The 26,525-nt window shown below is 55.6% G+C and carries 20 protein-coding genes and 1 tRNA gene; 12 read left to right on the forward strand and 9 right to left on the reverse strand.

All coding sequences use genetic code 11. The features are described 5' to 3' along the window. Window positions 1-20 precede the first annotated feature (20 nt). Window positions 21-1,088, forward strand: coding sequence for a CE1 family esterase (locus CSTAT_RS06245; protein ID WP_066793843.1), 1,068 nt, complete (start codon window positions 21-23; stop codon window positions 1,086-1,088). Here the strand turns inward: CSTAT_RS06245 and CSTAT_RS06250 are convergent. Together CSTAT_RS06250 and CSTAT_RS06255 are read right to left on the reverse strand one after the other, a co-directional pair. Beyond that, entirely contained in the window at window positions 1,081-2,304 is a 1,224-nt protein-coding gene (locus tag CSTAT_RS06250; protein ID WP_075722836.1) for a site-specific DNA-methyltransferase, read from the reverse strand. The genes CSTAT_RS06245 and CSTAT_RS06250 overlap by 8 nt on opposite strands. Beyond that, window positions 2,301-3,551: an SLC5/6 family protein gene (locus CSTAT_RS06255; RefSeq protein ID WP_075722837.1), complete on the reverse strand. Its 1,251-nt coding sequence runs from the start codon at window positions 3,549-3,551 to the stop codon at window positions 2,301-2,303. Before CSTAT_RS06255 ends, CSTAT_RS06250 begins: the two co-directional genes overlap by 4 nt. A gap of 437 nt (window positions 3,552-3,988) precedes the next feature. Between CSTAT_RS06255 and CSTAT_RS06260 the strand changes: the two genes are divergently transcribed. Then, window positions 3,989-4,171: an Rv0909 family putative TA system antitoxin gene (locus CSTAT_RS06260; protein ID WP_075722838.1), complete on the forward strand. Its 183-nt coding sequence runs from the start codon at window positions 3,989-3,991 to the stop codon at window positions 4,169-4,171. Between the two features lie 107 nt (window positions 4,172-4,278). Here CSTAT_RS06260 and CSTAT_RS06265 read toward each other — a convergent pair. From CSTAT_RS06265 to CSTAT_RS06275, 3 genes are all read right to left on the reverse strand, one after another. Then, window positions 4,279-4,352, reverse strand: a tRNA-Pro gene (locus CSTAT_RS06265). A 72-nt stretch (window positions 4,353-4,424) separates the two neighbouring features. Continuing rightward, window positions 4,425-4,859 (reverse strand): YchJ family protein, encoded by a 435-nt coding sequence (locus CSTAT_RS06270; protein ID WP_075722839.1) that lies wholly within the window; start codon window positions 4,857-4,859, stop codon window positions 4,425-4,427. 4 nt (window positions 4,860-4,863) lie between these two features. Then, window positions 4,864-6,015 (reverse strand): bifunctional alpha/beta hydrolase/OsmC family protein, encoded by a 1,152-nt coding sequence (locus CSTAT_RS06275; RefSeq protein WP_066793857.1) that lies wholly within the window; start codon window positions 6,013-6,015, stop codon window positions 4,864-4,866. A gap of 99 nt (window positions 6,016-6,114) precedes the next feature. Between CSTAT_RS06275 and secA2 the strand changes: the two genes are divergently transcribed. The 5 genes from secA2 (at window position 6,115) to CSTAT_RS06300 (ending at window position 11,484) form a co-directional block, all read left to right on the forward strand. Further along, complete coding sequence (gene secA2 / locus CSTAT_RS06280; protein ID WP_075722840.1) at window positions 6,115-8,406, forward strand: accessory Sec system translocase SecA2; 2,292 nt, start codon at window positions 6,115-6,117, stop codon at window positions 8,404-8,406. Window positions 8,407-8,507: 101 nt separating this feature from the next. Beyond that, window positions 8,508-8,942: an oxoglutarate dehydrogenase inhibitor Odhl gene (gene odhI / locus CSTAT_RS06285; protein WP_066793863.1), complete on the forward strand. Its 435-nt coding sequence runs from the start codon at window positions 8,508-8,510 to the stop codon at window positions 8,940-8,942. Between the two features lie 165 nt (window positions 8,943-9,107). After that, on the forward strand, window positions 9,108-9,845 hold the full coding sequence (gene ftsR, locus CSTAT_RS06290; protein ID WP_066839885.1) for a transcriptional regulator FtsR: 738 nt from the start codon (window positions 9,108-9,110) through the stop codon (window positions 9,843-9,845). A gap of 101 nt (window positions 9,846-9,946) precedes the next feature. Continuing rightward, complete coding sequence (locus CSTAT_RS06295) at window positions 9,947-10,624, forward strand: bifunctional nuclease family protein (protein WP_244892916.1); 678 nt, start codon at window positions 9,947-9,949, stop codon at window positions 10,622-10,624. A gap of 287 nt (window positions 10,625-10,911) precedes the next feature. Next, a complete protein-coding gene (locus CSTAT_RS06300) occupies window positions 10,912-11,484 on the forward strand; it encodes a MerR family transcriptional regulator (RefSeq protein ID WP_066797587.1) in 573 nt (190 codons plus the stop codon). Window positions 11,485-11,583: 99 nt separating this feature from the next. Here CSTAT_RS06300 and CSTAT_RS06305 read toward each other — a convergent pair whose 3' ends face one another. Both CSTAT_RS06305 and CSTAT_RS06310 read right to left on the reverse strand, forming a co-directional pair. Beyond that, complete coding sequence (locus CSTAT_RS06305) at window positions 11,584-14,970, reverse strand: hypothetical protein (protein ID WP_244892917.1); 3,387 nt, start codon at window positions 14,968-14,970, stop codon at window positions 11,584-11,586. 131 nt (window positions 14,971-15,101) lie between these two features. Continuing rightward, complete coding sequence (locus CSTAT_RS06310; RefSeq protein WP_075722842.1) at window positions 15,102-17,102, reverse strand: FAD/NAD(P)-binding protein; 2,001 nt, start codon at window positions 17,100-17,102, stop codon at window positions 15,102-15,104. Window positions 17,103-17,342: 240 nt separating this feature from the next. Between CSTAT_RS06310 and CSTAT_RS06315 the strand changes: the two genes are divergently transcribed. Genes CSTAT_RS06315 through CSTAT_RS06335 form a run of 5 tightly spaced genes read left to right on the forward strand, consistent with a single transcriptional unit; the run spans window position 17,343 to window position 23,659 of the window. Continuing rightward, window positions 17,343-18,953 carry a TIGR04028 family ABC transporter substrate-binding protein gene (locus tag CSTAT_RS06315; RefSeq protein ID WP_244892930.1) on the forward strand — a complete coding sequence of 537 codons (1,611 nt, stop codon included), beginning with the start codon at window positions 17,343-17,345 and terminating at the stop codon, window positions 18,951-18,953. Beyond that, window positions 18,954-19,892, forward strand: a complete 939-nt coding sequence (locus CSTAT_RS06320; protein WP_075722844.1) for an ABC transporter permease — start codon at window positions 18,954-18,956, stop codon at window positions 19,890-19,892. Beyond that, window positions 19,893-20,759 carry an ABC transporter permease gene (locus tag CSTAT_RS06325; RefSeq protein WP_075722845.1) on the forward strand — a complete coding sequence of 289 codons (867 nt, stop codon included), beginning with the start codon at window positions 19,893-19,895 and terminating at the stop codon, window positions 20,757-20,759. Window positions 20,760-20,765: 6 nt separating this feature from the next. Continuing rightward, complete coding sequence (locus CSTAT_RS06330; RefSeq protein ID WP_075722846.1) at window positions 20,766-22,409, forward strand: dipeptide ABC transporter ATP-binding protein; 1,644 nt, start codon at window positions 20,766-20,768, stop codon at window positions 22,407-22,409. Window positions 22,410-22,438: 29 nt separating this feature from the next. Continuing rightward, the gene (locus tag CSTAT_RS06335) at window positions 22,439-23,659 is read left to right on the forward strand and encodes an alkylhydroperoxidase domain protein (RefSeq protein WP_075722847.1); all 1,221 of its coding nucleotides are present in this window, start codon (window positions 22,439-22,441) and stop codon (window positions 23,657-23,659) included. A gap of 108 nt (window positions 23,660-23,767) precedes the next feature. Here CSTAT_RS06335 and CSTAT_RS06340 read toward each other — a convergent pair whose 3' ends face one another. Together CSTAT_RS06340 and CSTAT_RS06345 are read right to left on the reverse strand one after the other, a co-directional pair. After that, a complete protein-coding gene (locus CSTAT_RS06340; protein WP_083640722.1) occupies window positions 23,768-25,414 on the reverse strand; it encodes an HNH endonuclease signature motif containing protein in 1,647 nt (548 codons plus the stop codon). Between the two features lie 251 nt (window positions 25,415-25,665). Beyond that, window positions 25,666-26,517: a hypothetical protein gene (locus CSTAT_RS06345; protein ID WP_075722848.1), complete on the reverse strand. Its 852-nt coding sequence runs from the start codon at window positions 26,515-26,517 to the stop codon at window positions 25,666-25,668. Window positions 26,518-26,525 lie beyond the last annotated feature (8 nt).

Raw genomic sequence — 26,525 nt, forward strand, 5'->3', positions numbered from 1 at the left:
ATCAATAATGAGGAGTTCAGGTGCACACAACCAGCCATTTCGGGCGTGCTGCAGCTAAAAAGATCACCCTTGTTTTGTCTGCGGTAGTGCTGACTGCGACCTTGGCCTCATGCTCGGAGGTGTCATCGCGTGGTGAAACCTCCTCGCTTTCAGGTGAGAGCTCGACGGCTGTTAGCAGCGAATCGGAAGCAAACCCTGGCACTTATGACTTGGGACTTCCTACCTCTGCGCCTTTAGCAGGGCCTGAGCCAGGCTCTTCACAAACCATCAATCTTGCCTCGGGCCGGAAATTTATCCTGCATGTGCCCAGCTCTTATCAACCGGGCAAGAAGTGGCCAGTCGTGCTGGCTTTCCATGGTTGGAAAGAAACCGCTGAGATGATGCAGCGTTATACGGAATTAGATGCTGCCGATGCCATCGTGGCTTATCCCGCGGGTGAAGACCGTGCGTGGGCACCAGCTCCTTATGCCAAAACCACCGGTGCAGAAGATACCCAGTTTGTCCGCGATATCGTGGATTCGCTCCGTGCCACTTACGCAGTCGATGATGAACGCATCTATGCCACTGGCATGTCCAATGGCGGCGGATTTGCTGCCTACCTTGGCTGCCAGATGCCGGATGTTTTCAAATCTGTAGCGACAGTCTCAGCTGCGTATTACCAGGCTATTCACGCCTCCTGTAAGGGTGAACCAGTCGGCCGGCTCGATATGCACGGCACGTTGGACCCAGTCGTGGATTACTACGGCGGAACCCGCCACAAGGAACGCTATGTTTCAGTTCCTGAAGTAGTTTCCATGGATGCCCAGCGCAACCGCTGCGAAGGCAATCTCAACACTGAGCGCCTGGCTAATAATGCGCTCTTGGTGCAGTGGGAGCAATGTCAGTATCCGGTTCAACACATCCGCATCGGTGGCGGCAAACATGTCTGGCCCGGTGGCAACTATGACGATGCCAGCGATGTAGGCTTTGGCTTTGCCACCGATAAGGTCTTGGACTTCTTTTCCATCCCAGGACGTCCCGCTGGTATGGAAGAAGCCCGCACCGTGGAAACCGGAACTATGGAAGATGAAGACTTTAGCGCTAGCTAAGCTCGATTCTTTGTGCCTGCAGTCCAGCAGCGTGCATGCGCGCCCAGCAAATATCGGCGATGGTTTCAAAACCCGCCCGGTGCGCCGCGCTACTTTTTGCGGTCGGCTCTGGCAATTGCATCAGCTGTACTGTCCGGGTGCCGCCGTCAGCCTCATTGAGCTCAGCTACCGCCTGCGCAGTCGTGCCTGAACCCGCGAAGAAATCTAAGACCTTGGCATCTTTGGGCCCGCCAATATCAACAAGATATTTAATCAAGCGAACTGGCTTGGGAAAATCAAAGATGCCCGAAATCCCCAATGCAGATTCGGCATCGCGGCGTCCAGAGCGCGTTACCCCAAAGCGTTCGCCGTCTAAAATACTGCGCGGGCGCGCACCTTGCTTCTGATAGTTTTTCGTATACACAAAGCCGCGGCGAAAGACCAGGTCTTCGTAGTTCTCGGCAACTTTTTCTTTGCTCCAGCGCCAGCGTGCAACCTGCGTTTGCCCGGCTGGTTGATGCGGGAGATACTCTTGACCCTCGGCATCGTGGATAGCAAAATCCAGTGAGGGGACATAGCCCAAGGTTTTAGAATCCAAACGCACCAGGGAGTAAGCGCCTTTGTCATCGTGAAAGTTGTATTTGGTGGTGGTATGGCCTTGTGGATCTGTGTTGAAGCCGGGGGATTCGGCCGAGCGGGCATAGGCCAGAACATATTCGTGTTCGGTGATGGCGAAACGGGAATCGTTTTTACCCGTGCCGCCTTTCTTCCAGATGAATTGGTTGGCGAAATTCGCTTGGCCAAAAAGCTCATCGGCAAGCATGCGAAGGTGAGCTACTTCGTCTTCACCAATGGAGATAAAAATATGGCCAGTCGGAGCGAGCAACTGCCAAGCGAGTATCAGCCGAGGCGTCATCATCGACAGCCACTGTGCATGCCATTGGCCGTGATCCGTCGAACGGTGTTCACGGCGGTTACGGTAATTATCGCGGTATAAAAAGTCCCGGCCGGTGTTATAAGGCGGGTCGATATAGATAACGTCAACGCTGGCAGGCGAGTGCGCGGCCAGAGATTTTAAGGCGTCGAGGTTGTCACCCGCGTATAAAATATTTCCGTCGGGGTGAGAGAGATCTGTTTGGGTTGGCGAAGCCTTGCTCGCCGAAGCCTTGGCAGGAAGAGATGCCTGTTTCAAGGCATCTTCTTTACCTGGCCAAAATAGCCCAAAGCTAGATGTCACAAAAATAGTCCTACGATTGCGGCGGAAATGGTGGCGATGCCCGTGAAAACGACGAATGCAGCAGTCCAGTGATTGCGGAAACGATTAAGCGCTGGGACTTTATACATCGCATACATCGGCATGATGTACAAGATCATAGCAATGAATGGTCCACCGATGGATTCAATGAGCGCCAAAATCGAGGGATTCGCAATCGCTGCGGCCCATGCGGTTAAGAAGATGAAAACATTGACAGCCACGGTCAACGTGGTCATCGACAGCTTGTTGCTAATACTAGGGACAAATTTCTTGACGATGAAACGTGCGCCCTCTGCAGCGCCGAGGGCATGGCCAAAGTAGGAGGAGACAATGGCAAGGATGGCCACGATAGGAGATAGCAATGCCATGATTGGCACGCCGGTGGTGTTAGCGATATAAGACATCACGGGAATGTTTTGCTCACGTGCTTGCGCAAGACCGTCACCGCCGACTGCCAGAGCACATGACCACACGAAGAACATGGTGAAAATCGTGAGCAAGATGCCGGTGATGCCGAGAACCTTCGACGCATTCTTCTCCGCGCCCTTGCCCCAGGTGCGTTGCATTGCCAGGGTGAACTGCGAGATAGCCGGGGAGTGGTTGAAGGAAAAGACTAGCACCGGCAAAATCATGACGACTGCCCAGATCCCGGAGGTAGTGCCTTCCGTTTCATAGAAGCTGGAAAAGTCCCACTGTGGCACGAGATAGAAGGAGACCGCCGCGAGGAAGACGATGAGTGGATAGACGATAATCTGCGTAACAATCAGCATCAAACGCTGGCCGTATGCAAAGACTAAGGTCATGCCTCCGACAAGCAACAGTGACAGCAGCCAGCGCGGAATCGAAGGCCCGCCAAGCTGATTGACGATGAAGCTATCGACGGTGTTGGTAATGGAGACACCGTAGATTAAGACGATGGGGTAGATCGCTAGGAAGTACAGCACAGAAATGACCGCGCCGGCGCCCTGGCCGAAATAACTGGTTACCACCCCAGTGATGTCCACGCCGGGCTTTGGCGACGCGCTCATCATGCGTGAGAGTGCGCGGTGCGAAAGAAATGTCATCGGACCGATGAGCACGGTGGCAATCAGCAATGGCCAAAATCCGAAACCGCCAGCGTTGATCGGCAGGAACAAGATACCTGCACCCACGGCGGTACCGAAGAGGGATATTATCCAGTTGGTGTTTATGGCCTTGGGATGGTGCGGCGGGGTTTCGGTTTGCGTCATGCGGGTGGGACTCCTTGAAGCTTTCTTTCACATCGTGCTTAAAATCCAGCAGCCGAGGACTTATCAACGACCACAGCCGGTGAGAAAGAACCAACCACAGTGAAGATCGGTCATATATTTTAGAAAGATTTCATCGAAATAAATTCGTGATAACCGGCCACTAAATGTGATTATTCGACCCTAACACCGCCCGACGCAAATCCTCGGCATCGATCCACGGCAATGAGCGTTTTTTCGGGGGTAAATTCAGCACGCATAAGAGGCAAGGGATGCGGGTCACAAAGTGGTTAAGAGTGTGTCAGTTAGGTAATTTTGCGCGAATTTTCAGAAGATTTTCATGGCGAGATTCTCCGGATGTGTTTATCGTGGGGAATTGCACGACCTGATGAAGTAATAATTCGACGACAAAGCATTTTGTATTAAGGAGTGTTTCAACAATGGGTATTTTTGACGAGGCAAAGAACAAGGCATCTGAGACTGCTAAGGACGGCAAGCTCGACGAGCACTTGGACAAGGGAGAAGGCTTCGCCAAGGACAAGGTCGGCGAAGAACACGCGGACAAGGTTGATACCGCACGCGACAAGATCGACGATACACTTGGCTCCAACGACGACAAGTAGCGAAGAAATCAGCTACCACATGGATAAGCGTTAAGAACTACGTTCATCCATACCAATAGAAAATACCTTGCTCACCGGCTTAATCCGTGTGAGCGAGGTATTTTCTGTCGGACTAACAGGATTTGAACCTGCGACCCCTACACCCCCAGTGTAGTGCGCTACCAAGCTGCGCCATAGTCCGCCGTTGGTTTAAAATAAACCAACGACTTAGAGATTACATGATTGGCATTTCGAAGGGAAAATAACCCCCGGTTTAGCTGATATCACCGGTGGAATAGACCCATTCACGTGGGAAACCATCGCGTAGCTGCATGCGGTGAAAAGTTGAACGCTCCCGCTGAGAACCTGAGGTGGTGCCTTTGTAATAAGCGTCAAATTCGACGATGCCGGTGTCATCGAGAGGCGAGCCCGCGACCGTGTCGACAATGTCCAAGCGATAGAAACGAACGCCGTGTTCTGCGGCAAAAATTTCCTCGAAGTCAAGCGAATCTGGGCGCGTTGCTGGATCCCAGGTGCGCAGCAAGTATGCTTCGTCACCGGTAACAAAAGCGCTAAAACGTGAACGCATGAGAGTTTCCGCCGTAGGCGCGGGGGTGCCATCGTGGTATTTCTTGCAGCATTCGCCAAAGGTTAAGCCGGTGCCGCACGGGCAGCGCACATCGGCGGGTAAAGGGTTAAGAATGTCCATGGGCTTAAAACACATCCACGATATGAGCAGAAGAAACCAACGAAACAATCTCTGCGTCTTTGCCAGCAGCCAGCAGCGTGGCTTTCTCCGTAGCACTTAATGTGCCGACCAATTCAATGCGGCGTTCAAAGGTGGCTTCGTGAATGTGGGTGACGGTGACATTGACATCGTCAAGCGACATGCCCTTTGCTGCTTCCTTAACAGCCTGTGCTGTGCCAGCGGCCAAAGCGGACATCAAAAGTCCTTCGGCTGTGTGCCCGCGCCCGCGACCGCCGTCGGACTTGGTGCGATCCGTAGAGATGGAGCGATCATTGTTGCGCACCACCACGCCGAATTTGGTGCCATTAGCCAAATGCGAGACCGCAGCGCCAGGGCCTACTTCTTCCGGAATGTAATCCGGTTCTAGGTATTGCTCCGCCCAGGCGCCAATAAGGTCGGCCGCACGCTGCGCGGCACCTTGGCGGGTGAGTAGGTGATCGGCCTTGTCGAGTGCAACCAAAGACTTTGGGTAGCGGGTCACGCGGAAGATGGTCTGGGCATTTTCAATCCCAACGGTCTGATCAATTGGAGAGTGCACCAGCATCAACGGCTTGCGCATCCCGCGCAGGTAATCCTCGGGGTTGGTATCAGCAAGGTCCTCTAAGAACTTTCGGGAAATGGTGAGGCGCCGTCCGCCCAGCACAACTTCGACAGCGCCATATTCGTCGACCGCGCTGATTTTATCGGCGTAGTGCAGCACCGAGTGTGCAGGATCAAAAGGTGCGCCGATGGTCGCCACGGCGTTAATCGAATCGATCAATCCGGCCGCCGCGAGTGCCGCCGCACCGCCGAGAGAGTGACCAATGAGCAGTTGCGGCGCATTGTATTCGGTACTCAGCCAGTTCGCTGCTGCCTGAATGTCAGCGACGTTGTCACTAAATGAGGTATCGGCAAAGTCACCCTCTGACTGGCCCAAGCCTGGAAAATCAAAGCGCAAGCACGCAATTCCAAACTCGGTCAACTGCTTGCTGACGCGTGCTGCACCTGGGGTGTGGCGGTGGCCGGCGAAGCAGTGCGCGAAGATTGCGTACGCTTTAGGCGGAGAATCAGGAAAATCGATGGTGCCGGCGATACGGTGGCCGGCCGCAGACGAAAACGTGACATTCGCGGATTGCATGATTTATAGAATAACGGGCTGGGTTCTTGTGGGGTTAGCTTGCCCTACTAGAGTCAATAGAAATCACACATACCGCTTTAGGGAGATGGAATAACACTCATGGCAGCATTCAATTGGTTTTGGAAGGCAATGGGCTCATCGTCCGAGCGTAACAATAAAAAATCTAAGTCCATTGTGACCGATTCTGAAGGCTTGGTAGAGCAGCTTTCGCTTCTTGATGACGCAGAGCTTGCCGCCCGTGCACGCGTATGCGCTGCGGGGGGAGTGTTAGAAGATAAGTCAACTTTCTTAGCTTGTTTGGCGGTGGCTGCGCAGCGCAAGCTGGGGCTTAAGCCTTATCACGTGCAGTCGCAAGCGGTGCTGCGCCTATTAGAAGGCGACGTTATTCAAATGGCCACGGGTGAGGGTAAGACTTTGGTCGGCGCGATGGCCGCGACAGGCTTTGCTTTGACCGGCAAGCGCGTGCACGTGGTGACGGTCAATAATTACCTGGCCAGCCGCGATGCTGAATGGATGCGGCCGCTGGTTGAAACTTTTGGGCTTAGCGTTGCCAGCGTGACCGAAAAGCTTTCGGCTGATGAGCGCCGGAGTGCCTATCGCAGCGATATTATTTATGCCCCCGTTAACGAATTAGGCTTTGATGTCTTGCGCGATAACCAGATTACCGCGCGTGAGCAGGCGGTTCAGACCCCGGCGGATGTAGCGCTGGTGGATGAGGCGGACTCAGTGCTTGTCGATGAAGCCCTGGTGCCTTTAGTCTTAGCCGGCTCGCGCAAGGGGGATGCGCCTACCGGGCAGATTACCGATGTGGTCTCTAGGCTGCGGGAAAATATTGATTATCACATCAGCCAAGATGGACGCACGGTTGCGCTTTCCGATGCAGGCGCGCACCGTGTTGAAAAAGAACTCGGTATTGATTCTTTGTATTCGGAAGAAAACATCGGCAATGTGCTGGTGAAAGTCAACCTGGCGCTGCACGCTAAGGCGCTGCTGATTCGCGATATTCACTACATCGTCAGTGGTGGCGAGTTGCAGCTTATCGATGCGTCCAAAGGCCGCGTCGCCGACCTGCAACGCTGGCCAGATGGGCTGCAGACCGCTGTCGAAGCAAAGGAGGGCCTAGAAGTATCTGAAGGCGGGCGCATTCTAGATACGATTACTTTGCAGGAATTGATGCGGCGTTATCCCACCGTATGCGGCATGACCGGCACTGCGGTCGAGGCAACCGACCAACTGCGCCAATTCTATGACCTGCACGTCTCTGTCATTGAGCGCAACAAGCCTTTGCAGCGCTTCGATGAACAAGACCGCGTCTATGCCACCTTGGCGGAGAAAAACCACGCCATCGTTCAAGAAATCCAGACCTTACACGCGACGGGCCAACCGGTACTTGTGGGTACCCAAGACGTTGCTGAGTCGGAGGATTTAGCAGAAGTGCTCGGTGAGCTGGGCATTACCGTCAATGTGCTCAATGCGAAAAACGATGAGGAAGAAGCACGCATCATTGCCGAAGCCGGCGATGAGGGCCGTGTGACGGTGTCAACGCAGATGGCTGGTCGCGGCACCGATATCAAACTCGGCGGCGCCGATGGCCGTGACCGCGAGACAGTAGTTGCAAGCGGTGGACTAGCCGTTATCGGCACGTCCAAGCACCGCACTGCACGCCTAGATAACCAGCTGCGTGGCCGTTCTGGGCGCCAAGGTGACCCGGGGTTGTCGATGTTTTTCGTTTCCTTGGAAGATGACGTGGTCGCCCAAGGCGGAGAAGATGACTCTTTGGTCATTAAACCAGCACCAGATGGGCGCCTTGATGCCAAACGTGTCTATGACTTTATTAGCCACTGCCAGCGCGTGACAGAGGGGCAGTTGCTCGAGATCCATGCCCAGACTTGGAAATATAATCAGTTGCTGGCGGATCAGCGGGTGATCATCGACAAGCGGCGTGCGAACCTGCTCGATACCGACCAAGCCTGGCAGGAGCTCACTGCACGAGCTCCTGAACGTGCCGCAGAGCTTGCCGATGTCTCCACGGACGCGAAAATCACCGCTGCGCGTGAAATTATGCTTTTCCATCTCGATATGGCGTGGGCGGACCACCTGGAAATGATGGATGATGTTCGTGAATCTATTCACTTGCGGGCAATTGCGAGGGAGACCCCCATTGATGAGTACCACCGCATTGCCGTGAGGGAATTTAAAGAGCTTGCCCAACGTGCCGTGGATGAAGCAGTGGAGACTTTCACCACTGTCGAAATCGATGAAGCCGGTGCTCACATGGATGATTCCGGTCTTGCGCGCCCATCGGCAACCTGGACTTATATGGTCTCCGATAACCCGCTAGCTGGGTCTGGCAACTCGGTCATCGGGGGGATTGGTAATCTGTTTAGATAGCGAAAACACCAGCGGCTGCCCGCAGCGTGCGAGAAAGTCGCTATTATGAAATTAGTAAAGAAATACCGTCTACTTTGCCCACTCAAACGGAGGTAAACATCATGGCCGAGAACAATGGCACTCCAGAACCACAGGTTGAAACCACTTCGGTTTTCCGCGCGGACCTGCTCAAAGAAATGGAGAACTCTGCTGCTACGAGCACCGATGCCTCCACTGCAGGCGCAGATAATCTGCCTGAGGGCCAGGCCCTGCTCGTTGTAAAACGTGGGCCGAATGCGGGTGCACGCTTCTTGCTTGACCAGCCAACCACTACCGCTGGCCGCCACCCAGAAGCGGACATCTTCCTTGATGATGTCACGGTCTCTCGCCGCCACGCTGAATTCCGTATCGATGGTGACAAGTTCGAGGTCGTCGATGTTGGATCTCTCAACGGCACCTACGTTAACCGCGAGCCACGCAACTCCCAGGAACTAGAAGTTGGAGATGAGATTCAGATCGGTAAATTCCGACTAGTCTTCATCGCTAATAAGAAGTAGAATTCTAGTTCTTAAACAAAACAGTCTCTTTTTGTGAGAGACTGTTTATTAGTAAATAACATGACTGTGGTTTACCCGCAGCCAACTCGGTGCATTCGCAGTGAGCTGGGGGCGGGGCAGGCCAGGCGAGAGCTATAAAATCTTTCCGGAGAGAATAACAACATCGTGAGTGCAGCGAAGCAACAGGCAGCGGCGGTTAACCCCGTTCCGAAGACACCAAAGAAAAAGACCATGTCCATCGGCGTGGTTTTGGAAAATCTGCAGCAGCAGTTTCCTGATGTCACCGTGTCTAAAATCCGCTTCTTGGAATCAGAGAAGCTGATTGCTCCGTCGCGCACTGCCTCAGGCTATCGCCGATTCACCGAAGATGATGTGGAGCGTCTGCGCTACATTCTGACCCAGCAGCGTGACAACTACACGCCACTGAAGGTTATCCGTGAGCAACTCGACGCCATGGATTCTGGTCAGGTCACCGCGATTGTCGGTGCGGGGAAGACCTCTACGTTGGTTTCTGCGGATAAATTCCGTGCACCTGTTATCACCCGTTTGACTGGTGAGGATGTGGCGGAGCAGGCTGGTAGCACCGAGGCAACAGTCATGGCCTTGGTAAAAATCGGCCTAATCCATCCGGATTCTTCAGGATTTTTCACCGCTGACGATGTCTCGGTTGTTTCTTCGGCAGAAGCGCTGAAGGCTTTCGGTTTCGATGAGCGTCGCTTGAAGTCTTTGCGCAATAACGCTCGCCGTCAGGCGGACCTGATTTCTCAGGTAGTAACGCCTGTGGCTACTTCGAAGTCTGACACTGCGCGCCAGCAAGCAGAGGAAATGTCTTCACAGATGGCCGCGCTGGTTGTCTCGCTGCACGCGACTTTGGTCAAAACTGACCTGCGCAACGAATTTTAGAGCAGCCCACGGGCTATCAACACCACCCTTTTTCGCTGCATTAGCTGCGTGAAAATATTAGGGTGGTTTCATACTTTAAGACAAAGTTGTACTAGAAAGCGATGACCATGAATGCGGTGAAACTAGAGTTCCTCGGCGTGCACATGATGGAGCCCGAAGACTTCTTATGTGCTTTGTTGGCGCACCCAGCTTCTCAAAAGATTGTCCCCGTGTGGATGTCTTTAGCCGACGGCGCGCGCTTAAGCTCGCGTGCTGATGGCTTTAGCCCGTCGCGTCCAGACACCCATGACCTGCTTCTAGATTTACTAGAAGACCAGGGCGGGGTCATTAGTATCGTGATCAATAATGTTCACGAGGGGGCTTTTTATGTCGAGGTCACCACGGGCGCAGAAAATACGCTGGACGCGCGGCTTTCCGATGCCCTGATCTTGTCCATGCACTTTAATGTCCCAGTGACTATGGATGAGGAGATCTTGAATAAGTCCGGCATCTACGTCACCGAAGATGATCTGGATCAATACTTTGATATCGATTACTCGGAGACTTCTTTCATTCTGGGGCACACCTCGCGACCAGTAAGTAGCGATCCGGATTCCACTTCCGCCTCTGGTGATGCGCAGGCCGATGCTGACTTTAGCCAGCTGATGCAATCCATGGGCTTGAGTGAAGACGAGCTGCGCCTCGATGAAGAATCGGGAGATGAAGCATCGGAGGATGAGCCATCCGGGGATGACCTATCGGGGGATGAAGACGGGGAAAGCTCCGACGATAAGGAGTAAAACCCGCTTTGGCCAGCACCTTTACGCCACTTGGGGGTAGTGGTGGGGGTGTTGGGGCTGCGAATTTTAAGAAAAGAATGACACGCGTGTCACTAATGATGGATTCAAGATCTGCAGGGTCTAAGGTTTAAGTAGAGATTGAGACTTTGCAGCATCGGCGAAGTCCCCAGGGTTGACGTTTGGCAATCCATGGCAAATAATGAACCTATAGCTTTTGAGCTAAACATCATTGGAGTAATTACGTGTCTAAGAACGAAGAAGTCCTGATCACTGGCGACAGCAGCCACATCGAAAAAGCTGCGCAAGAAGTTACCAAGGAAACCACCGAGCCTTATCAGGAATCCCTTTTTGATGTAGGCCCTGATGAGCAGGTTGGCTACCGCGTTCCTATCGCGTGCCAAGTTGCGGGCATTACCTACCGCCAGCTGGACTACTGGGCACGCACCAACCTGGTTAACCCTTCGATCCGCACCGCGCGCGGCTCCGGCTCGCAGCGCCTTTACTCCTTCCGCGACGTGCTCGTGTTGAAGATCGTCAAGCGCTTGCTGGACACCGGCATTTCTTTGCAGAATATCCGCTTGGCAGTAGATTCCCTGCGCGACTTGGGCGTTAATGAAATCTCCGAGCTGACCCTAGTCTCCGATGGCACCACCGTTTATGAGTGCCGTTCCAATGATGAAGTTATTGACTTGCTGGCTGGTGGCCAGGGCGTATTCGGTATTGCCATTCCAGGTATCATGAAGGAACTCTCCGGCACCATTTCTTCCTTCCCATCAGAGCGCGTTGACTTTGATGAGGGTGAGGCAACCGTCGTCGGAATTGACGAGCTTGCACAGCTGCGCGAGCGCAAGACTTCCTAAAGCATAGTTAAAGCTGAGATAGAACTCTTAGACAAAGATTAATCCGCTGGCTTCGCAGATGAGGAAGCCAGCGGATTTTCGTATATCCGGCGCTAGCTACTATGTAGCTGAGATGCTGCCGTGGGCGCGGACTAGCTGGCGAGCTTCTTCCATAACGAGGTAATAGGTCGTCAAGGTAGGAGCGAGCTGCGCAATATCCGCCCACGCCTTCAAGTGCTCAGACTTGATTGGGGTGAAGAACTTCGCGATGCCCTTTTGTTCCGCCGCAGCCGCGCGCGATACATGTGCCGCCGCCACGGTGATATAAGGTCCCCAAGCCCACCAGTTCTTCTGACGCTGGCCGTAGGTCGCTCCGAATTTGCGCAGCAGCACGAGGTGGCGGCGCACATCGTCGCCGACCATGTTGGCCTCTTGCTCGAAAAGTTCCTGGCGCAGTTCCACAAGGCCTTCGATGTCCTCGAACTTACGGCGGTGGCGCAGCAGCTCAAACCAGCCGTGGCGCAACGCCTTCGCGTCGACGATGCCGCGGTCACCAGCGATATCGTTGAGCGCCTCAACTGCCTCGGAAAGTGCATTGGCCTGCGCAGCGGTGACGACTTCTTTCATGATTTGCTGGGTATCACGCAGTGGGGAGAGCACCAAAGAAGTAGGCTCAGCGGTCTTTGGCGGCAAGGTTGCGGGCACGGAGCCATCGATAAGTCCGGTGAGGTAGTCGCCGCCATTGAGCTGGATAAATGCCAGCGCGTTTTCGCGGGCTTCGCCGGTGAGGTTGCCATCGATAAGCTCATTAAGCAGCTCTAGGGCATAAACCCACGCGGTGGCGCGGAAGTCGACCATGCGCTCACCGTTGGAATGGAAGTCGAAATTCGCAAGACCGTGGTAGATGGTCAGCGCCGGCTGGTCACCAACGCGCACATTCGAGCGGCCCAAAGACTCCAACATGTGACGCGGGTCCGAGTTAACGGTCCGACGCACCGCAGCGCGCAGCGGGGAAAGCAGCGGGTCATCGACGTTGCGCAGTGCATAAAGGTGACGCCACAGCGCCGGTTGCAAAGGCTTTTCGATGCGCTCTTTCTCATTACTCTTCGACAACTGCCATGACAGCTGCGCGCCATCGGCGGTGTCAAAATGGCCTTCTTGGTTGACCACGATGGCGCTAAAGGTCGGGCGATTAGGCGCCTTAGCGATGAAACCAGGATAAGATTCCACGATGTCGAGAACCAGCGGGCCGGCGTCCTGGAGTTCTTCTGGCACGGTGCAGCTGAGACCTGCGTCAAAGGCAACGCTCCAGGGTTCAATGTCTGGGCGGGTAGCTGGCCATAAAAAGCCCGCTAGGTCCTTGTCGCTGGAGTAGCCAGAAATCCGCAGGCTATCTCCGACAATGTTAGCGGTGATCTCTGGAACGGTTTCCGTAAAGCGCGCGGTCGTAGCGATGACAACATCCGGGGTCGCGTGCGCGGCATAAGCCTTTTCATATTCGGCTACGGATTCATAAGGCTTGGTCTTCCCGGCAGAATCGAGCTCTTCCCAGGTCTCTGCCGCATTTTTAGGGTGCCAAGCCAAGGTCGCCAGGATGGATGCATGCGCCGACTTAAACGCCGCACGGATAGACGCATTGGTGGTGGTGAAAATCGCTCCGCCACGCTTGCGCTTGAGCTGAATGACCTTGACCTTGCGCGAGATCTCGTGTGTTAGTAGCAGGGAAGCAGTGCCACCGATGGCCCCGGGGAAGTGAATACGGAACTCACCATTTTTCGACAGTGAGTCCAAAGCGATGGTGTTGGGGAAGTAGTCCCAATCAGGCTGCTCGCCACGCTGATCGACGGAGTACGCCAGCGCCTTCGGCACGACGACAACATCAAGGTGATAATCAGCGGGGTTGGAGATCACAAAGGAAGTGGAGCGTTCATCGCGGTCGATGGGTTGCGCGCGCTCAAAGGGGATATCGATGTACTTCTCAGAAGTAATCCGGGGTGCGAAATATGCTTTGGTGTAGGCATTAGCGTCACCGGTTTGGTCAGGGTGGCGAAAGTTTGCGCCCGAGTCGCCGGTATAAGACACGCGAAGGTTAAAGCCTTCGGCCATGTTGTAGGTGCGGCGCTCGACTAATTCGCCGTTGCGCAAAACGTCAATGTCGTAGTGGCCGATCCAGGCGTCTTCAAAGACATCGTCGAAAAGTGGGAAAGGCTTGCCTTCGTGCTGGTCAAGCTCAATCTTCTCTTCTACCAATTCGCGCTCTGGCAGCTCTTCGTAGGCATAAGCTTCAGCGGTGGTGTCGGTGTAGTACAGCTCCACGGTCCACTCAGCGCCATCGTGCTTAGGCAGCGCAAGCTTTGGAGACGTGGTATACAGCGGCTTGCCGTCGACGCCTTGGGCATCGCTGATGCGTCCGGCAGCGTCGAACCAGCGAGGCGCATAAAGATTGCCAATGTGTACTTGCTTGACGGTGTGGGCCTTCGAGGTGGAGTTTGCGGCGCCGTAACTCATCAACAGCACGTTGGTGATATCAAGCTCGCGGAATTCAAAGAGCGACCACTCGGGCCAGGAGCTAAATTTCAGTTCATCCGTAGGCACAGCGGTTCGAGTTGGGAAGGTTTCTTCCGGAGCGTCAGAAGCGACCGGGGTTTCAGAAACTTCCTCGCTGTCGAGCTCAGCGGCTTCAACGGGTTCTGCAGACTCTACAGGCCCTGTTGTTTCGGCTGGCTCCACAACATCCGCGGGCAGCTGGAACTTCGTGCCCGTCGGGGCCAAAATCAGTGCCGTGGAGGTGGTGATGCGGTTTTGGTCCTGGGCGCGCTGCAGATCTGGGTTAAAGACCACGGCCGGGAAGCTGGAGTCAATAACCGGCAGGCGAAGCTTTTCGCCGGTCGCGGAATTGGTCACGGTGATGCGCGCGGTGGGCTGGACGATGCTCACCCGCTGGCATTGCGGGCGGCCGTCCTCATCAAGGGAGGCGGGGATGCGGAAGCTGTCAAAGCCGGCATCGATTAGCCACTCGATATTTTCATCATCGCTGGGCATGATGGCGGGCAGGATCAGGTAAAGCTTGCCAGTATCCGGTTCCAACATCAGATGCGGTTGCTCCGGCAAGGCTGGGGCCACCGCGACAGGAGAAGCCTCAGCCGGAGCAAGCTCAGCCACAGCGCTGATAACGTCCTTGTTCTTGCAGCCCAACTGGTCCGCCAATACTGCTTTCAGCGTGGTCTTATTGCGGGAATGCTCAGCGCCATTAAAGCGGGCGATGGCAGACACGGTGGGGTAGGCAGATAGCACTTCTGCCACAGATTCCTGTGCTGATACTGCCGCGGTTAGGCCGTGGCCCAGCTCGGTTGAGCACCAGTCAAGCTGCGCCTGGGTGAGCTGCAGCTTGTCAGCTGCGGCAAGTGCCTTTTCAGCCGCAGCCAAGCGCTGCTGGGTATCAGGATGCCGCTGGGCGGCCTCGATAAAGTTGGCAGTGGATGAAACTAAAACCTGTGAAGTAGACAAAAACCTATAATCCTGAAGTAGAACGCATTGATTTTGAGCTCTGATCTGCGTGCCCGATGTGCAGATACTGCTGAGAGTTTAACTATTTTGCCATACTTCGGCACCAAAACCGATACGTGCTGTTCGCGGCTTTAAATTTTTACACCCACTGTCACAAGCAGGCTGCGCGCCACCTTATCGGTTTCCTGCAGCATGAGAGGATTCGTCCCTGGCATTGGCGAAATTGTGGTGTCTGGCCACTGCGAATAGGTCGGGATTCCCGCAACGTGCAGGCGCGGATCTTTTGATCCATCTGAGTGGATGGTGCGACGTGTTTCATCGTCGGTGGCAGGGGAGCCGGTCTCATTCCCGCCTTCGATAAATGGGGTGACGCGGTTGGCAATAGACAACTCGAGGCTGTCGCCGGGGTGGCGGACATCGGGCTGGTGCATCCAGGCATCGATAAGCACTGGCGAATGCACGGCACGGGAGCCTGAAGTCATGACGAATTCCTGTTGGCTGCTGGCCGGCGGGGTCTTAATCGTCACGGAGGTGCGGTCGCCGACGAAGGTGACCAGGCCGGCATCGACTAAGGCGAGCAATTGACGGGTGCGGAATAGTGGTGGGCCAGAGCCAACCATCTGTCCCAAAGTCATAAATTCCTTGTAGGCACCCGTGCGGGTTTCCCAGATGAAGCGGCCATTGGAACCCAAAATGGAGGCTGGTTTGCGGGCTGCAGAAATAGCCCATAGGCCGGATTTCAGTGGGGAGTTGCGCGCGGCGACGGCTTCGCGGATATCGCGATCAAGGCGGCTCGCAATCCGCGTGGTCAGCTCGCGGGTAGTGAAATCAGCAACCCCGACGCCCTTCTTCGATAGTGGTGCGATCCAGTCAGTGAGCTCGAAAGGCTCCGTGGTCAGATCCTGCAGCGCAGCGCCCAGGGCAGCAGGCAGGGCGCTGGCGTCATTGCTGTTGGAAGGTACGGCAACGGACTCGATGACTGAAAGAACCTCTTCTAAGGTCGCGGTGAGAGATTCAGGGCGCACGCGGTGCAAGGTGGTGTAGTACTCGGTGTAGGCATCGCGCACAATCGCCGGCCACACCTCGGCTCCGAAGTCGATGGATTGCTCTGGGGCGTCCTGATACGCGGCGATAACTTCCTTCAAACGCGCAAGGTTCGCCTTGGGTGGCAGGGAGTGATATTCCGATTTAGGCAGGTAAGGGTAGCCGCGGCCGGAGCCGACATAAAAGTGCGGTTCATTTCCGGAAGGGACATAGCTCAGCCCGGCGCGCGCGGAGTGATCAGGGATGAATTCGCCGCCGCGGTCGATGGTCAACAGTGCCATGACATCGAAAAAGCCCATGCCCAGCCCGCGCACCAGTACGTCGGCGCCAGCGGGGACGACGGAGAGGTCCTGTTCAATGGGGTTATTAGGCCGAATCCAGGTCAGCCCGGAGTTGGCAAAGATTTCTTCTTCGGCATTGGCTGCAGGCTGTGTCCATCCAGAGGCCAGCACGGTAGCGTGCGCTTCGACGGTCTCACCGGTAGAGAGCTCAATGAGGTCCGCGTCTTCTGCTGAACGAATGTTCAGCGCGCGGGCACGGTGGTTAATCACTTCAACACCGTCAGGTAGTTGCGCCAGGGCAACCTCTAGTGCCCAGCGCAGGTAGGCGCCGTAGAGGGCGCGCGAAGGGTTGGATTCGGGCACCGTCGCAGCGATCTCCGCCGCGAATTCCTTTGCGATGGAAGGATGCGGCGGGAAGGCATCGAAAAGCTCTTGCTTTGGCTTGTCGATGCCCTCGCGCTCCCCACGCAACAGCTGAATCCATTCGTACTGGATGGGCCCTTCCAAAACGGGCGCGCCGACGGTGGAGCCGGGCTCGGTAAAGAGCGTGACGGCCCCTGCGAGGGTATTCATGCACAAAGTGTGGGTTTGCTCCGTGTCCCAGATGCGCCCGGCGCCGTGCTGCGCGTCGTCAATCAAGTGAATCGTGAACTGGGCGCTGTCACCGACTGCGGCACCCGACCTGCCGAGATAAGCGGCGATTCTTTCGATAATGGAGATCCCGCGGGGTCCTGCACCCACAATGGCGATCGAGGCGTGCGGGGAAGTGGCAGTGGAGGTGGTGCCTCGAGTGGGGGTAGAAGACATGGATTTAATCGCCCGGCTTTCTTTCGATTTCATTGGTGAAGTGCTAATTTGAAATTTAATAGACAGTGTAGTCTACCTAAATGAGACAGTCTAGTTTGCTATCTGTTAGGTTTTATTCATTGAATAATATCAACTCATCAAATTTAGCTATTGGAAAGTGAAGCGAATCAAGTGAAACGCCACAAGAGCTTGAAAAATGCTCGTAGCCTGCGCGTTTTGAGTGTGCTGCTGGCAACCTCCATGGTGGCCGCGTGCACGACAAACGCAGAGAGCGAAGAGGGGAGCGTCGACGAGCAGGCCGGCATCGAAGCCAACGAGATTACTTACCTCGAACCGCAATTCTTCCGCACCCTGTACCCGCCAGCAGCAGGGTTTTACCCCAATGGCGCGGTAGTAAATCAGATTACTGACCGCCTGTTGTACCAGGACCCGGAAACCTTGGAGCTATCCCCGTGGATCGCGACGGACCTGCCGGAGATCAATGAGGATGCGACTGAATTTACTTTCGATATCCGCACCGATGTCAGCTACTCGGACGGCACGCCGCTCACGGCTGAAAATGTCGTGCGCAATATTGACCTTTACGGCCAGGGCGATGATGAGCGACTACTCAATGTTTCTGAGCAGATCTCCAACTATGAGCGCGGGGAAGTCATTGATGAAGACACCGTGAAGTTCTACTTCTCCGAGCCTTCGCCGGGCTTTGAGCAGGCGGTTTCGTCCTTTAACGCCGGCCTGTTGGCGGATTCCACCTTGGAGTTGGACAACGAGGGCTTTGGCCCTGGCAACGCTGAGGCGATTATCGGCTCTGGCCCCTTCGTCATTGATGGCGAAAAGCTCGGCACTGACCTGCACCTGTCCGCGCGCGAGGACTATGACTGGGCGCCGCCCGCGCACGAGCATCAAGGCCGCGCACAGCTCGATGGCATTAATTATGTACTCGCAGCTGAAGAGTCCATGCGTACCGGCGCGATTACGTCCAACCAAGTACAAATCGTGCGTCAGGTATCTGCTCCGCAGGAATCGCACTTAGAAGATGCTGACATCAACGTGATTTCGCATGGCACCAACGGCATGAATAACCAGCTGGCATTCCGCTTTAATGTCTGGCCATTTAACGACAAGGCCGTACGCGAGGCGGTTATCCACGGCGTGGACCGCGAGCAGATTATTCACGTGCTTTTCTCCGAGTCTTATCCGCTAGCGACTTCCACGATGGCCAAAAATGCCCGTGGTTACAAGGATCAAAGCGCAGCTTATGACTTTGATCCCGAGCTGTCTAAGCAGCTTCTCGATGACGCCGGGTGGGAACCAAGTGCCGATGGCATCCGCGTCAAAGATGGCAAGCGCTTGAGTATTACTGCCAAGCTGGCGATGCCGCAGCCGCGTTCGCGAGAGGTCATCACCATGATTCAGGAGCAGCTGCGCGGCATTGGCATCGAGTTGCACCTCAATTCCGGTGACCAAGCCACCCAGGACTCCGATTCCAAGGATCCAAATAAGATTCAGCTGGACCACACGATGGTCGGACGGGCGGACTATGACGTGATTAAGTCGCACTATTCCGTCGATAACCGCGACTCTTTCATCAACCAGGATGAGGACGGCAACGTATTGGACCAGCACTTAGAGGACCTGCTGAGTGATGTGGTCGCTACCGCCGATGACGAAGGCCGCGCAGAAGCCACCGCCGCCGTGCAGGATTACGTCACTGAGCAGGCTTATGCCTTGCCGCTTTTCGAGGAACCCGTCGTCTACGCGGTGCAGCCGTACCTCAAGGGCTTTGCACCGGAGGCGATTGGCCGCCCCAGCTTCTACGGCGCGTGGATCGACCACAAGGAGGTCAAGTAAATGACTAGCTCGGCTCTGGCTCGTCGCATCGGGCAATCCATCCTGATGCTCTTTATAACATTCACTGTCGCATTTTTCCTTCTCTCAGCGCTGCCTTCCGATGGTGTGATGGCGCGCTACGGCGCTCCCGCGTTGGGGCTTTCCCAGGCGGAGATCGCTGGTATTAGGGAAGAGATGGGCATCGACAAGCCAATCTTGGTGCAATTTATTACCACCTTAGGAGGCTTTCTCACTGGTAACTTTGGTACCTCTGTGCAAACTGGCACTGCCGTATCGACGATGGTCGCTGAAAACCTCCCGCACACCCTAACGCTTGCAACCACCTCGGTAGGTCTCGCCGTCATTATCGCCTTGATTGTTGCCTACCTGGCGACGGTGCCGGGCCTGGGCTTTATCGGAACCTTCTTCCGCAGCCTGCCATCGCTGCTGGTCTCACTCCCAGGCTTTTGGCTCGCGATTTTGCTCCTGCAATTCTTCTCCTTCCGCCTGGGTTGGGTCTCGGCCATCAACCCTGGTGCGATTGAAGGCCTCATCCTGCCTACGCTGACCTTGGTGGTGCCCATGGCCGCGCCGCTGATCCAAGTGCTCATTCGCTCTATCGATGAGGTCAACCAACTGTCCTTTGTGCAGGTGGTACGAGCCAAGGGCGCATCGGAAGCCTGGATCTTTTGGCGCAATGTGCTGCGCAATGCCATCTTGCCGGCGCTGACGATGGTCGGCCTGCTCTTCGGCGAGCTCGTCGGCGGCGCAGTCGTGACCGAAACCGTCTTCGGCCGCGCAGGCCTGGGCAATATGACGGTGCAAGCTGTCTCCAACCGCGACACCCCAGTGCTTTTGGCAGTGGTGGTCATCGCCGCAACCGCGTACATCATCATCAACCTGATCGTGGACTTGCTATACCCAGTCCTTGACGTGCGCTTGCGCAGGAAGGTTAAGTAAATGACTAATCAGACATCAATCCCACAGCACGAGCAATCACGTCTGCAGTCGACCAGCAAACGCCACAAGGGACGCAACCCGTGGCTAACCCCGGGCTCTGTCATCGCGAGCATCATTTTGGTCATCGCCTTTGCCTGGGCGCTGTTTCCGAGCCTATTTACCAGCCTTGACGCCTATGCCGGCACCGATGTGGCCCTGCAAGCACCAAGCAGCGCGCACTGGCTGGGCACCGACGCCGTGGGCCGCGATGTTTATGCCCGCATCATCTACGGCGCGCAACAATCCCTCTTCGGCGCCCTGATTGCCGTGGCCGTGGGCCTAGTGCTGGGCACTTTGCTGGGACTTATTGCCGGCACCCGCGGCGGCTGGGTCGATGCCGTTATCATGCGGCTTGTCGATGTCCTGCTGTCCATCCCTGGCATTCTGCTTTCCCTTTCGATCATCATCATCTTGGGCTTTGGTTCCACCAACGCTGCCTTTGCCGTTGGTATGACCTCGGTTGCTACCTTTGCGCGCCTAGCGCGCTCGCAGGTGATGAGCGTGGCGAAAGCGGACTTTATTGAAGCCGCTTATGGCTCTGGCGCCTCCGGCACACAAGTACTGTTTAAGCACGTCCTGCCGAACTCTTTGACCCCGGTCATTGCGCTGGCCACCCTGCAATTCGGTAGTGCCATCCTGCAGCTCGCCATCTTGGGCTTTTTGGGCTACGGTGCACCACCTCCAATCCCGGAGTGGGGCTTGATTATCGCCGATGGCCGCGACTTCGTCGCCACCGCCTGGTGGGTTGTCACCTTCCCAGGTCTTGCGATTATCGCGGTAGTCATGGCTGCCAACCACCTGTCTCACAACATCCACACGGAGGCTTAAAGGACCATGTCTCAAGCATTGCTTCATATTGACAACCTGGCGGTTAGCTACCACACCCGCCGCGGAGATGTCGCTGCAGTATCAGGTGTGAGCCTAGAAGTTCATCCAGGTGAGATTACTGCGATCGTCGGCGAGTCCGGCTCCGGTAAATCCACAACAGCGATGGCCGCCATTGGCCTTTTGCCGCGCAGCGCCAGCGTGGATACCGGCGAGGTGCACTTCAAAGGCCGCGATATCACCAATTTGTCTAATTCACAGTGGCGTCAGCTTCGTGGGCAGCAGATTGCGCTGATTCCGCAGGACCCGAACAACTCCCTAAACCCGGTCAAAACCATTGGCGCTTCCGTGGAAGAAGCCATGGTAATTCACCGCCATGGCACGGCTGCAGAACGCAAGCGCCGCGCGATTGAACTGTTGGAAACCGTCGGCATTGACGACCCGCAGCGCCGGTATGGCCAATATCCGCATGAGCTTTCCGGTGGCATGAAGCAGCGCGTGCTCATTGCTGCAGCGTTGTCTTTAGAGCCCGAGCTGATCATCGCCGATGAGCCGACTTCGGCGCTCGATGTCACCGTGCAAAAGGTCATTTTGGACCTGCTGGACCGCATGCGCGAAGAGCTAGGCCTAGGCATCTTATTTATTACCCACGACCTCGCGGTGGCCGGCGATCGCGCCGACCGCATCGTGGTGATGGAAAAGGGCCAAGTCCGCGAAGAGGGATTGGCCGCTAACGTGCTCACCGATCCCCAGGACGACTACTCCAAGCGCTTGCTTGCCGATGCTCCGTCGCTCGCCACCGCACAAATCCACCGCCAAGCGGCTCCAGCACTGAGTACTTTGACCGAGGAGGCTGCCGGAGCAGGCAGCCAGCCTTTGGTAAAGGTAGAAGGCCTGAGTAAAAAGTACGGGGATTTCACTGCCGTGCAGGATATCTCCTTTGAGGTGCGCCCCGGTTCCACCCACGCGCTAGTCGGGGAGTCCGGTTCCGGTAAGACCACCACCGGCCGCATGATCTCCTTATTCGAGACCCCGACAGCAGGCTCAATCACGGTGGATGGGGTCGATATCCTGGCTGCTAACGCTGCCGAGCGTAAAGAACTGCGTAGCAATATCCAGCTGGTCTATCAGAACCCATACTCGTCACTAGACCCGCGCATGCGTATTGGCGATATCATTGCCGAGCCTTTCCGCAACTTCACCCGCGCTTCCAAATCCAAAGCCCAGGCGCGCGCCAAGGAGTACTTGGAATTAGTTTCCTTGGATGCTGATATGTACGCGCGCCGCCCCCGTGAGCTATCCGGTGGGCAGCGCCAACGTGTAGCCATTGCCCGCGCGCTCATCGTAGAGCCCGAGCTGGTCATTTTAGACGAGGCAGTCTCGGCCCTCGACGTTACCGTGCAAGCCCAGATCATCCGCCTTTTGGATAAGCTGCAGAAAGACTTGAGCTTGACGTACATTTTCATCTCGCATGACCTTGCGGTGGTGCGCCAGATTTCCGATACCGTGAGCGTTTTGCGCCGCGGTGAACAAGTCGAGCAAGGCATTACTGAAGAGGTCTTCCGTGCGCCGCAGTCAGAATTTACCCGCAACCTCATCGGGGCTATTCCCGGGCAGCGCTACCGCGCAGGCGACCTGAACTTAGGGCTTTAAGATAGGGCTTGAGAAAGAACGAGGAGATTATGACCGATATTATTAATCAACTAGCTGGCCTTGACGGAACGGAGTTCGTCGCGCTGCGTGAGCGTCGCTCTGATGCTGTCACGAACGCGCAGATTAGCTTCCAAGCACTGCTGGAGCCAGAAAATCCTGGCGAATTCACCTACGCAGAACGCTACGCTGTCGCAGCTTTCATCACCGGCATTTCACAGGCAGACCGCGCAGCGCAGTTCTACCTCGACCTGCTTGCCGATGAATCCGATGACGCACTTGTCGCTACCGTCCAAGGAGCCATCGCTGCCGGGACCACGACTGGCCCTTTCCACGACGGTAACTTCACTGTCTTCGACGCAAGTTCCGCGCTCGGCCCACGACTGGCAGCTGCCTTCGATTTTGCGCACCTTCTGACCTTCCATCCAAAAGACGCCAGCCCCGCTGCGGTTGGACATCTGGATGTCGCTGGCTGGTCCGCCGATGAGATTGTCTCCCTGAGCCAGTTGATTTCCTTCCTCGCGTTTCAACAGCGCGTTGTTCACGGCATGCAAGTCTTGGCAGGCGCCGCGCCGCAGTTGGTGTCGCCACAAGCCTCCCAGGAGCATGCTTCTCAGGCCGTGGCTAACCCCAGCTGGGAAGCAACCGAGAATATCTTGATTCCCGAGGTAGTAAAGCCTGCGAAGTTCGTCAATCACTCACTCGGCTGGGAGCCCTGGGTGCCAGCGATGGCCAAGGCAGACCTCACCGACGAGCACATCGACGCCCTTATCAAGCCGGAGCGTGCGGACATGCCTTACTTCCGTTTGCTGGCTCGTGACCCGCAGGCTCTCAAGGCACGCACCTTGACCGACCTCGATATTTTCTACAACACCGAGGGCGGACTCGCCCGGGCCGAGCGTGAATTAGCTGCTACCGTGGCCTCCCGCTTCAACGGCTGCGAATACTGCGCCTCAGTGCACCAGGCGCGAGCCAAGGAAGAAGGCGGTGATGCCGCAGCCATCGATCGCTTGTTGGACGAAGGCATTACCGTCGAGCTCGGTTCTTCGCTGTGGTCTGCCATTCGCGATGCAGCGGTAGCGCTAACCGCGACCCCGTTCGCATTCAACGATGAGAACGTCACCGCACTGCGCGAGGCCGGTCTTGATGACCTGAGCATCATCGACGTCATCAATTCCTCCGCATTTTTCAACTGGGCCAACCGCTTAATGCTGACCTTGGGCGAACCAAACGTTCCCAAGCGCTTTCGCTAAACCGGCTTTAAACACTCAGTGAAATTAAGCAAACAACCACTAGCAAGACCCCATACGCCTTCGGAAATCTCCGGTAGGCAAGGGTGGGTCTTGCTAGTGGTTAGTTCTTTATGCGGGAGCAAATAGATCCGGTTGAACGGTTCCATCATCGTCATCGCCTGGGGGCGGAGGACTTTCGGTCGGTGGGCCTTGAGTCTTGAGCTTATGATGCGCTGACTGTTGTGCAGCGACGGAATCATTGAACCTCAATCCATCTTCATGAGGATACTGAGTTCCGGCCCGCTCGGTATCGGGACATCGGGCAGCATGTGCCATATTGTGACGGAAATCCTGCGCATCATTGTTATCGCCATGATGCCTACGACACCGCAGTGTGAGATTTTTCAGGTCAGTTACCCCTTGATAGCTCCACGCAACGATATGGTGAACGTCGCAATTCATGGCAGAAACTTCACAGCCATCGTGCGAGCACACCATCTCCGAAGCTATCAGCGCCAGCTTTTGCGCTAGCGTTGCGCTTCGCTTGCTACGTCCTAGCGCCAGAGGCTGAAAGTCAGTGTCATCCATGATGCACAGGTAGTCACTTCCCGCGGCTCCGAGCCGGATAAGGTCCAGCGGGGTGAGATAAATTCCCGTATCGGTTGGCAGCAAGGTGTCAGGGGAGAGGTTTTCCAATTCCTGACGCGTTGCCGACACTACGATGGAGGACAGGCCAGAATTCGGGTTTCGGCTAGTCATAAAGTTAGAGCACAACTGCGTGAGCTGGTCCGCACGGCGCTGGGGCAAGCTGCGAGTATCGTCGAAACCGGTTTCTTCTCTATCGAAGCCAGGCCGCGCAGCCGGTGACATCGCTTTGGCGAAAATGGCTGCTGATACTGGGTCTAGCTTGCCGCGGATAGAAACCATGCCTTCAGCATCAGGTTCTGAGATGTGCAATTCGCGCTTAGCTAGTTGCGCGGTATGGTCACGCTCACCATTGGGCATAACGGCGTTGGCATTGGCCTGACGGATAGCCCTGCGCAGCCACGTCTTGAGCTGGGATTTTGAAAGCTCGCGCGCCTTGTCAATTGCCATCGAGCGCAATTCGTGACGGCCGGGTTTGGCGTAGCGATCTAGCTGCTTGAGTTCAAAGTCAATCATCCGCAGCACATCGGCCGGAATTGAACCGGTGCCAATCTTGTCGCGATTTCGCGCTTTGGCTTCATTTTCACGCTCAGCACGCTCTTGAGCTTCACGCTCACGCTCGGCCCGTTGACGAGCCTCTCGTTCCTCACGTGCTTTTCGCTCGGCTTCTTTAGCCTTTTCTTCCGCATCGTTGGAGTCAGCGGAGTGATCATCGGCAGGCAAATCTTCAGGATTTGACTCTGGCTCCGGAGTGGGTGGTGGGCCAAGGTCAGGCTCGACATCCTTGCCAAACAGTGATTCTGCATTGCGGAGCCTGTCCATTGCTTCGCCATAAGACAGGTTCATCCTTTTGATGAAGTATTCAGTAGCGTGAGCAGAAGAGACAAGGCGCCCCGCATCATCACGCTGAGCCAGGAAAGCGAATGCGGCATCCACAAAGGTCTTCTTGCCGAAAGCTTCCTCGAGGTCTTCCATCAACAGGTAGATGTCGTGGAACTTGAGTGTTTCCACCGAATGCGTGGCGGCTTGCAAGTTGGTTAAACCGGAAGAGATATGTGCGATAGATTCGCGAATAATCCCCCGTGCAATCTGCGGATCTTGATTTTGTGATGTGGGGTTGTAGCCAGCCATGTCATCTACCTCCTTTCCCAAGCTAGATGGGCTTTTATTACCTAGTGAATATTGCGTGCTTCTGCCTGAAATCCTAGCAACCTCACCCGAGCTTGTCGCGACTATGTTCGAAATCGATCGCGAAGCAAACCATTACTTAAAGCTTGAAATACACTCTTGCGAACTGGCCAAATCAACTTCCTCAGCGCATAAAAAGAGGGCCTTAACTCGCGTGAGTTAAAGCCCTAAACCTCCCTAAAACGGGGGTATTATTACGCTCCGGCGGCAGCCCTTAAAGCGTCAGCAACCGCACGTGAGTCGGTGCCATCAACGGAGGTAAATTCTGTAGCAACATCTTCCACAGCTGCATCCGGAGCACCTGGGCCAACGTGAACAACGGACAGCTCAACGTTGTTGCCGGCTGCTTGTGCGAAAGCGTCGGCAAAAGCGGCATCGTCCATGGCGGTGACGGTGCCGGTAGTAACGAGCAAGACGCGAACAGGGCCGTTGATATCAGCAGCGCGGTCGGCGGCGACATCAGCCGCAGCAATCACTGCTGGACGCGTCTGCGGTTCGCCACCGGTGCCGAAGGCTTGGATGGTATTAGCTGCCTCGTCACCGTTTCCAAAGCCCAAGTTATCGCGGTAACCCACCGTCACACCAGGGTTAAGTGGGGAAGAGTAGTTCCACAAGGCCACAGCCTTGTTCGCACCAGACAGGGCACGTGCGGTATTAGCCAAAGCGCCAGAGACCGGATCAAATTGACCCGCCATGGCATTGGAAGTATCGAGCAGGATTAAGGTATCAGCAGCATCAGCAGAAGGTGCAGGCGCAGGAGCCTCTGAGGTTTCGGGCTCCTCAGACGGGGTTTCTTCTTCTGAATTCTCCTCCGTGGAAGCGTCATCAACGGAAGTTTCAGCTGAAGTATCTTCCGAGGTGGCTTCATCTGAAGATGTCTCCTGGGCAGTGCTTTCTTGATCCGCGGCGTTATTTACATCGTCGCCGTTGTCGTTTCCGAGCCAGAAGTACAACAGCGCGATAATCGCCACGATGACGACGATGGCCACAGCAATGACCCAGCCAGCGGGCTTGTAGTTCTCTTGTCCATTTGAGTGCCGAGCCATTCTGCAGT

It is taken from the genome of Corynebacterium stationis, assembly GCF_001941345.1.
GTDB classification, from domain to species: Bacteria; Actinomycetota; Actinomycetes; order Mycobacteriales; family Mycobacteriaceae; genus Corynebacterium; species Corynebacterium stationis.

What these genes read in the sequence shown, in the direction of transcription:
- CSTAT_RS06255 (WP_075722837.1), bottom strand. Translation starts at nt 3,551, where the DNA reads ATGACGCAAACCGAAACCCCGCCGCACCATCCCAAGGCCATAAACACC.
- CSTAT_RS06260 (WP_075722838.1), top strand. Translation starts at nt 3,989, where the DNA reads ATGGGTATTTTTGACGAGGCAAAGAACAAGGCATCTGAGACTGCTAAG.
- CSTAT_RS06270 (WP_075722839.1), bottom strand. Translation starts at nt 4,859, where the DNA reads ATGGACATTCTTAACCCTTTACCCGCCGATGTGCGCTGCCCGTGCGGC.
- CSTAT_RS06275 (WP_066793857.1), bottom strand. Translation starts at nt 6,015, where the DNA reads ATGCAATCCGCGAATGTCACGTTTTCGTCTGCGGCCGGCCACCGTATC.
- secA2 (WP_075722840.1), top strand. Translation starts at nt 6,115, where the DNA reads ATGGCAGCATTCAATTGGTTTTGGAAGGCAATGGGCTCATCGTCCGAG.
- odhI (WP_066793863.1), top strand. Translation starts at nt 8,508, where the DNA reads ATGGCCGAGAACAATGGCACTCCAGAACCACAGGTTGAAACCACTTCG.
- CSTAT_RS06295 (WP_244892916.1), top strand. Translation starts at nt 9,947, where the DNA reads ATGACCATGAATGCGGTGAAACTAGAGTTCCTCGGCGTGCACATGATG.
- CSTAT_RS06310 (WP_075722842.1), bottom strand. Translation starts at nt 17,102, where the DNA reads ATGTCTTCTACCCCCACTCGAGGCACCACCTCCACTGCCACTTCCCCG.
- CSTAT_RS06315 (WP_244892930.1), top strand. Translation starts at nt 17,343, where the DNA reads ATGGTGGCCGCGTGCACGACAAACGCAGAGAGCGAAGAGGGGAGCGTC.
- CSTAT_RS06320 (WP_075722844.1), top strand. Translation starts at nt 18,954, where the DNA reads ATGACTAGCTCGGCTCTGGCTCGTCGCATCGGGCAATCCATCCTGATG.
- CSTAT_RS06325 (WP_075722845.1), top strand. Translation starts at nt 19,893, where the DNA reads ATGACTAATCAGACATCAATCCCACAGCACGAGCAATCACGTCTGCAG.
- CSTAT_RS06330 (WP_075722846.1), top strand. Translation starts at nt 20,766, where the DNA reads ATGTCTCAAGCATTGCTTCATATTGACAACCTGGCGGTTAGCTACCAC.
- CSTAT_RS06335 (WP_075722847.1), top strand. Translation starts at nt 22,439, where the DNA reads ATGACCGATATTATTAATCAACTAGCTGGCCTTGACGGAACGGAGTTC.
- CSTAT_RS06340 (WP_083640722.1), bottom strand. Translation starts at nt 25,414, where the DNA reads ATGGCTGGCTACAACCCCACATCACAAAATCAAGATCCGCAGATTGCA.
- CSTAT_RS06345 (WP_075722848.1), bottom strand. Translation starts at nt 26,517, where the DNA reads ATGGCTCGGCACTCAAATGGACAAGAGAACTACAAGCCCGCTGGCTGG.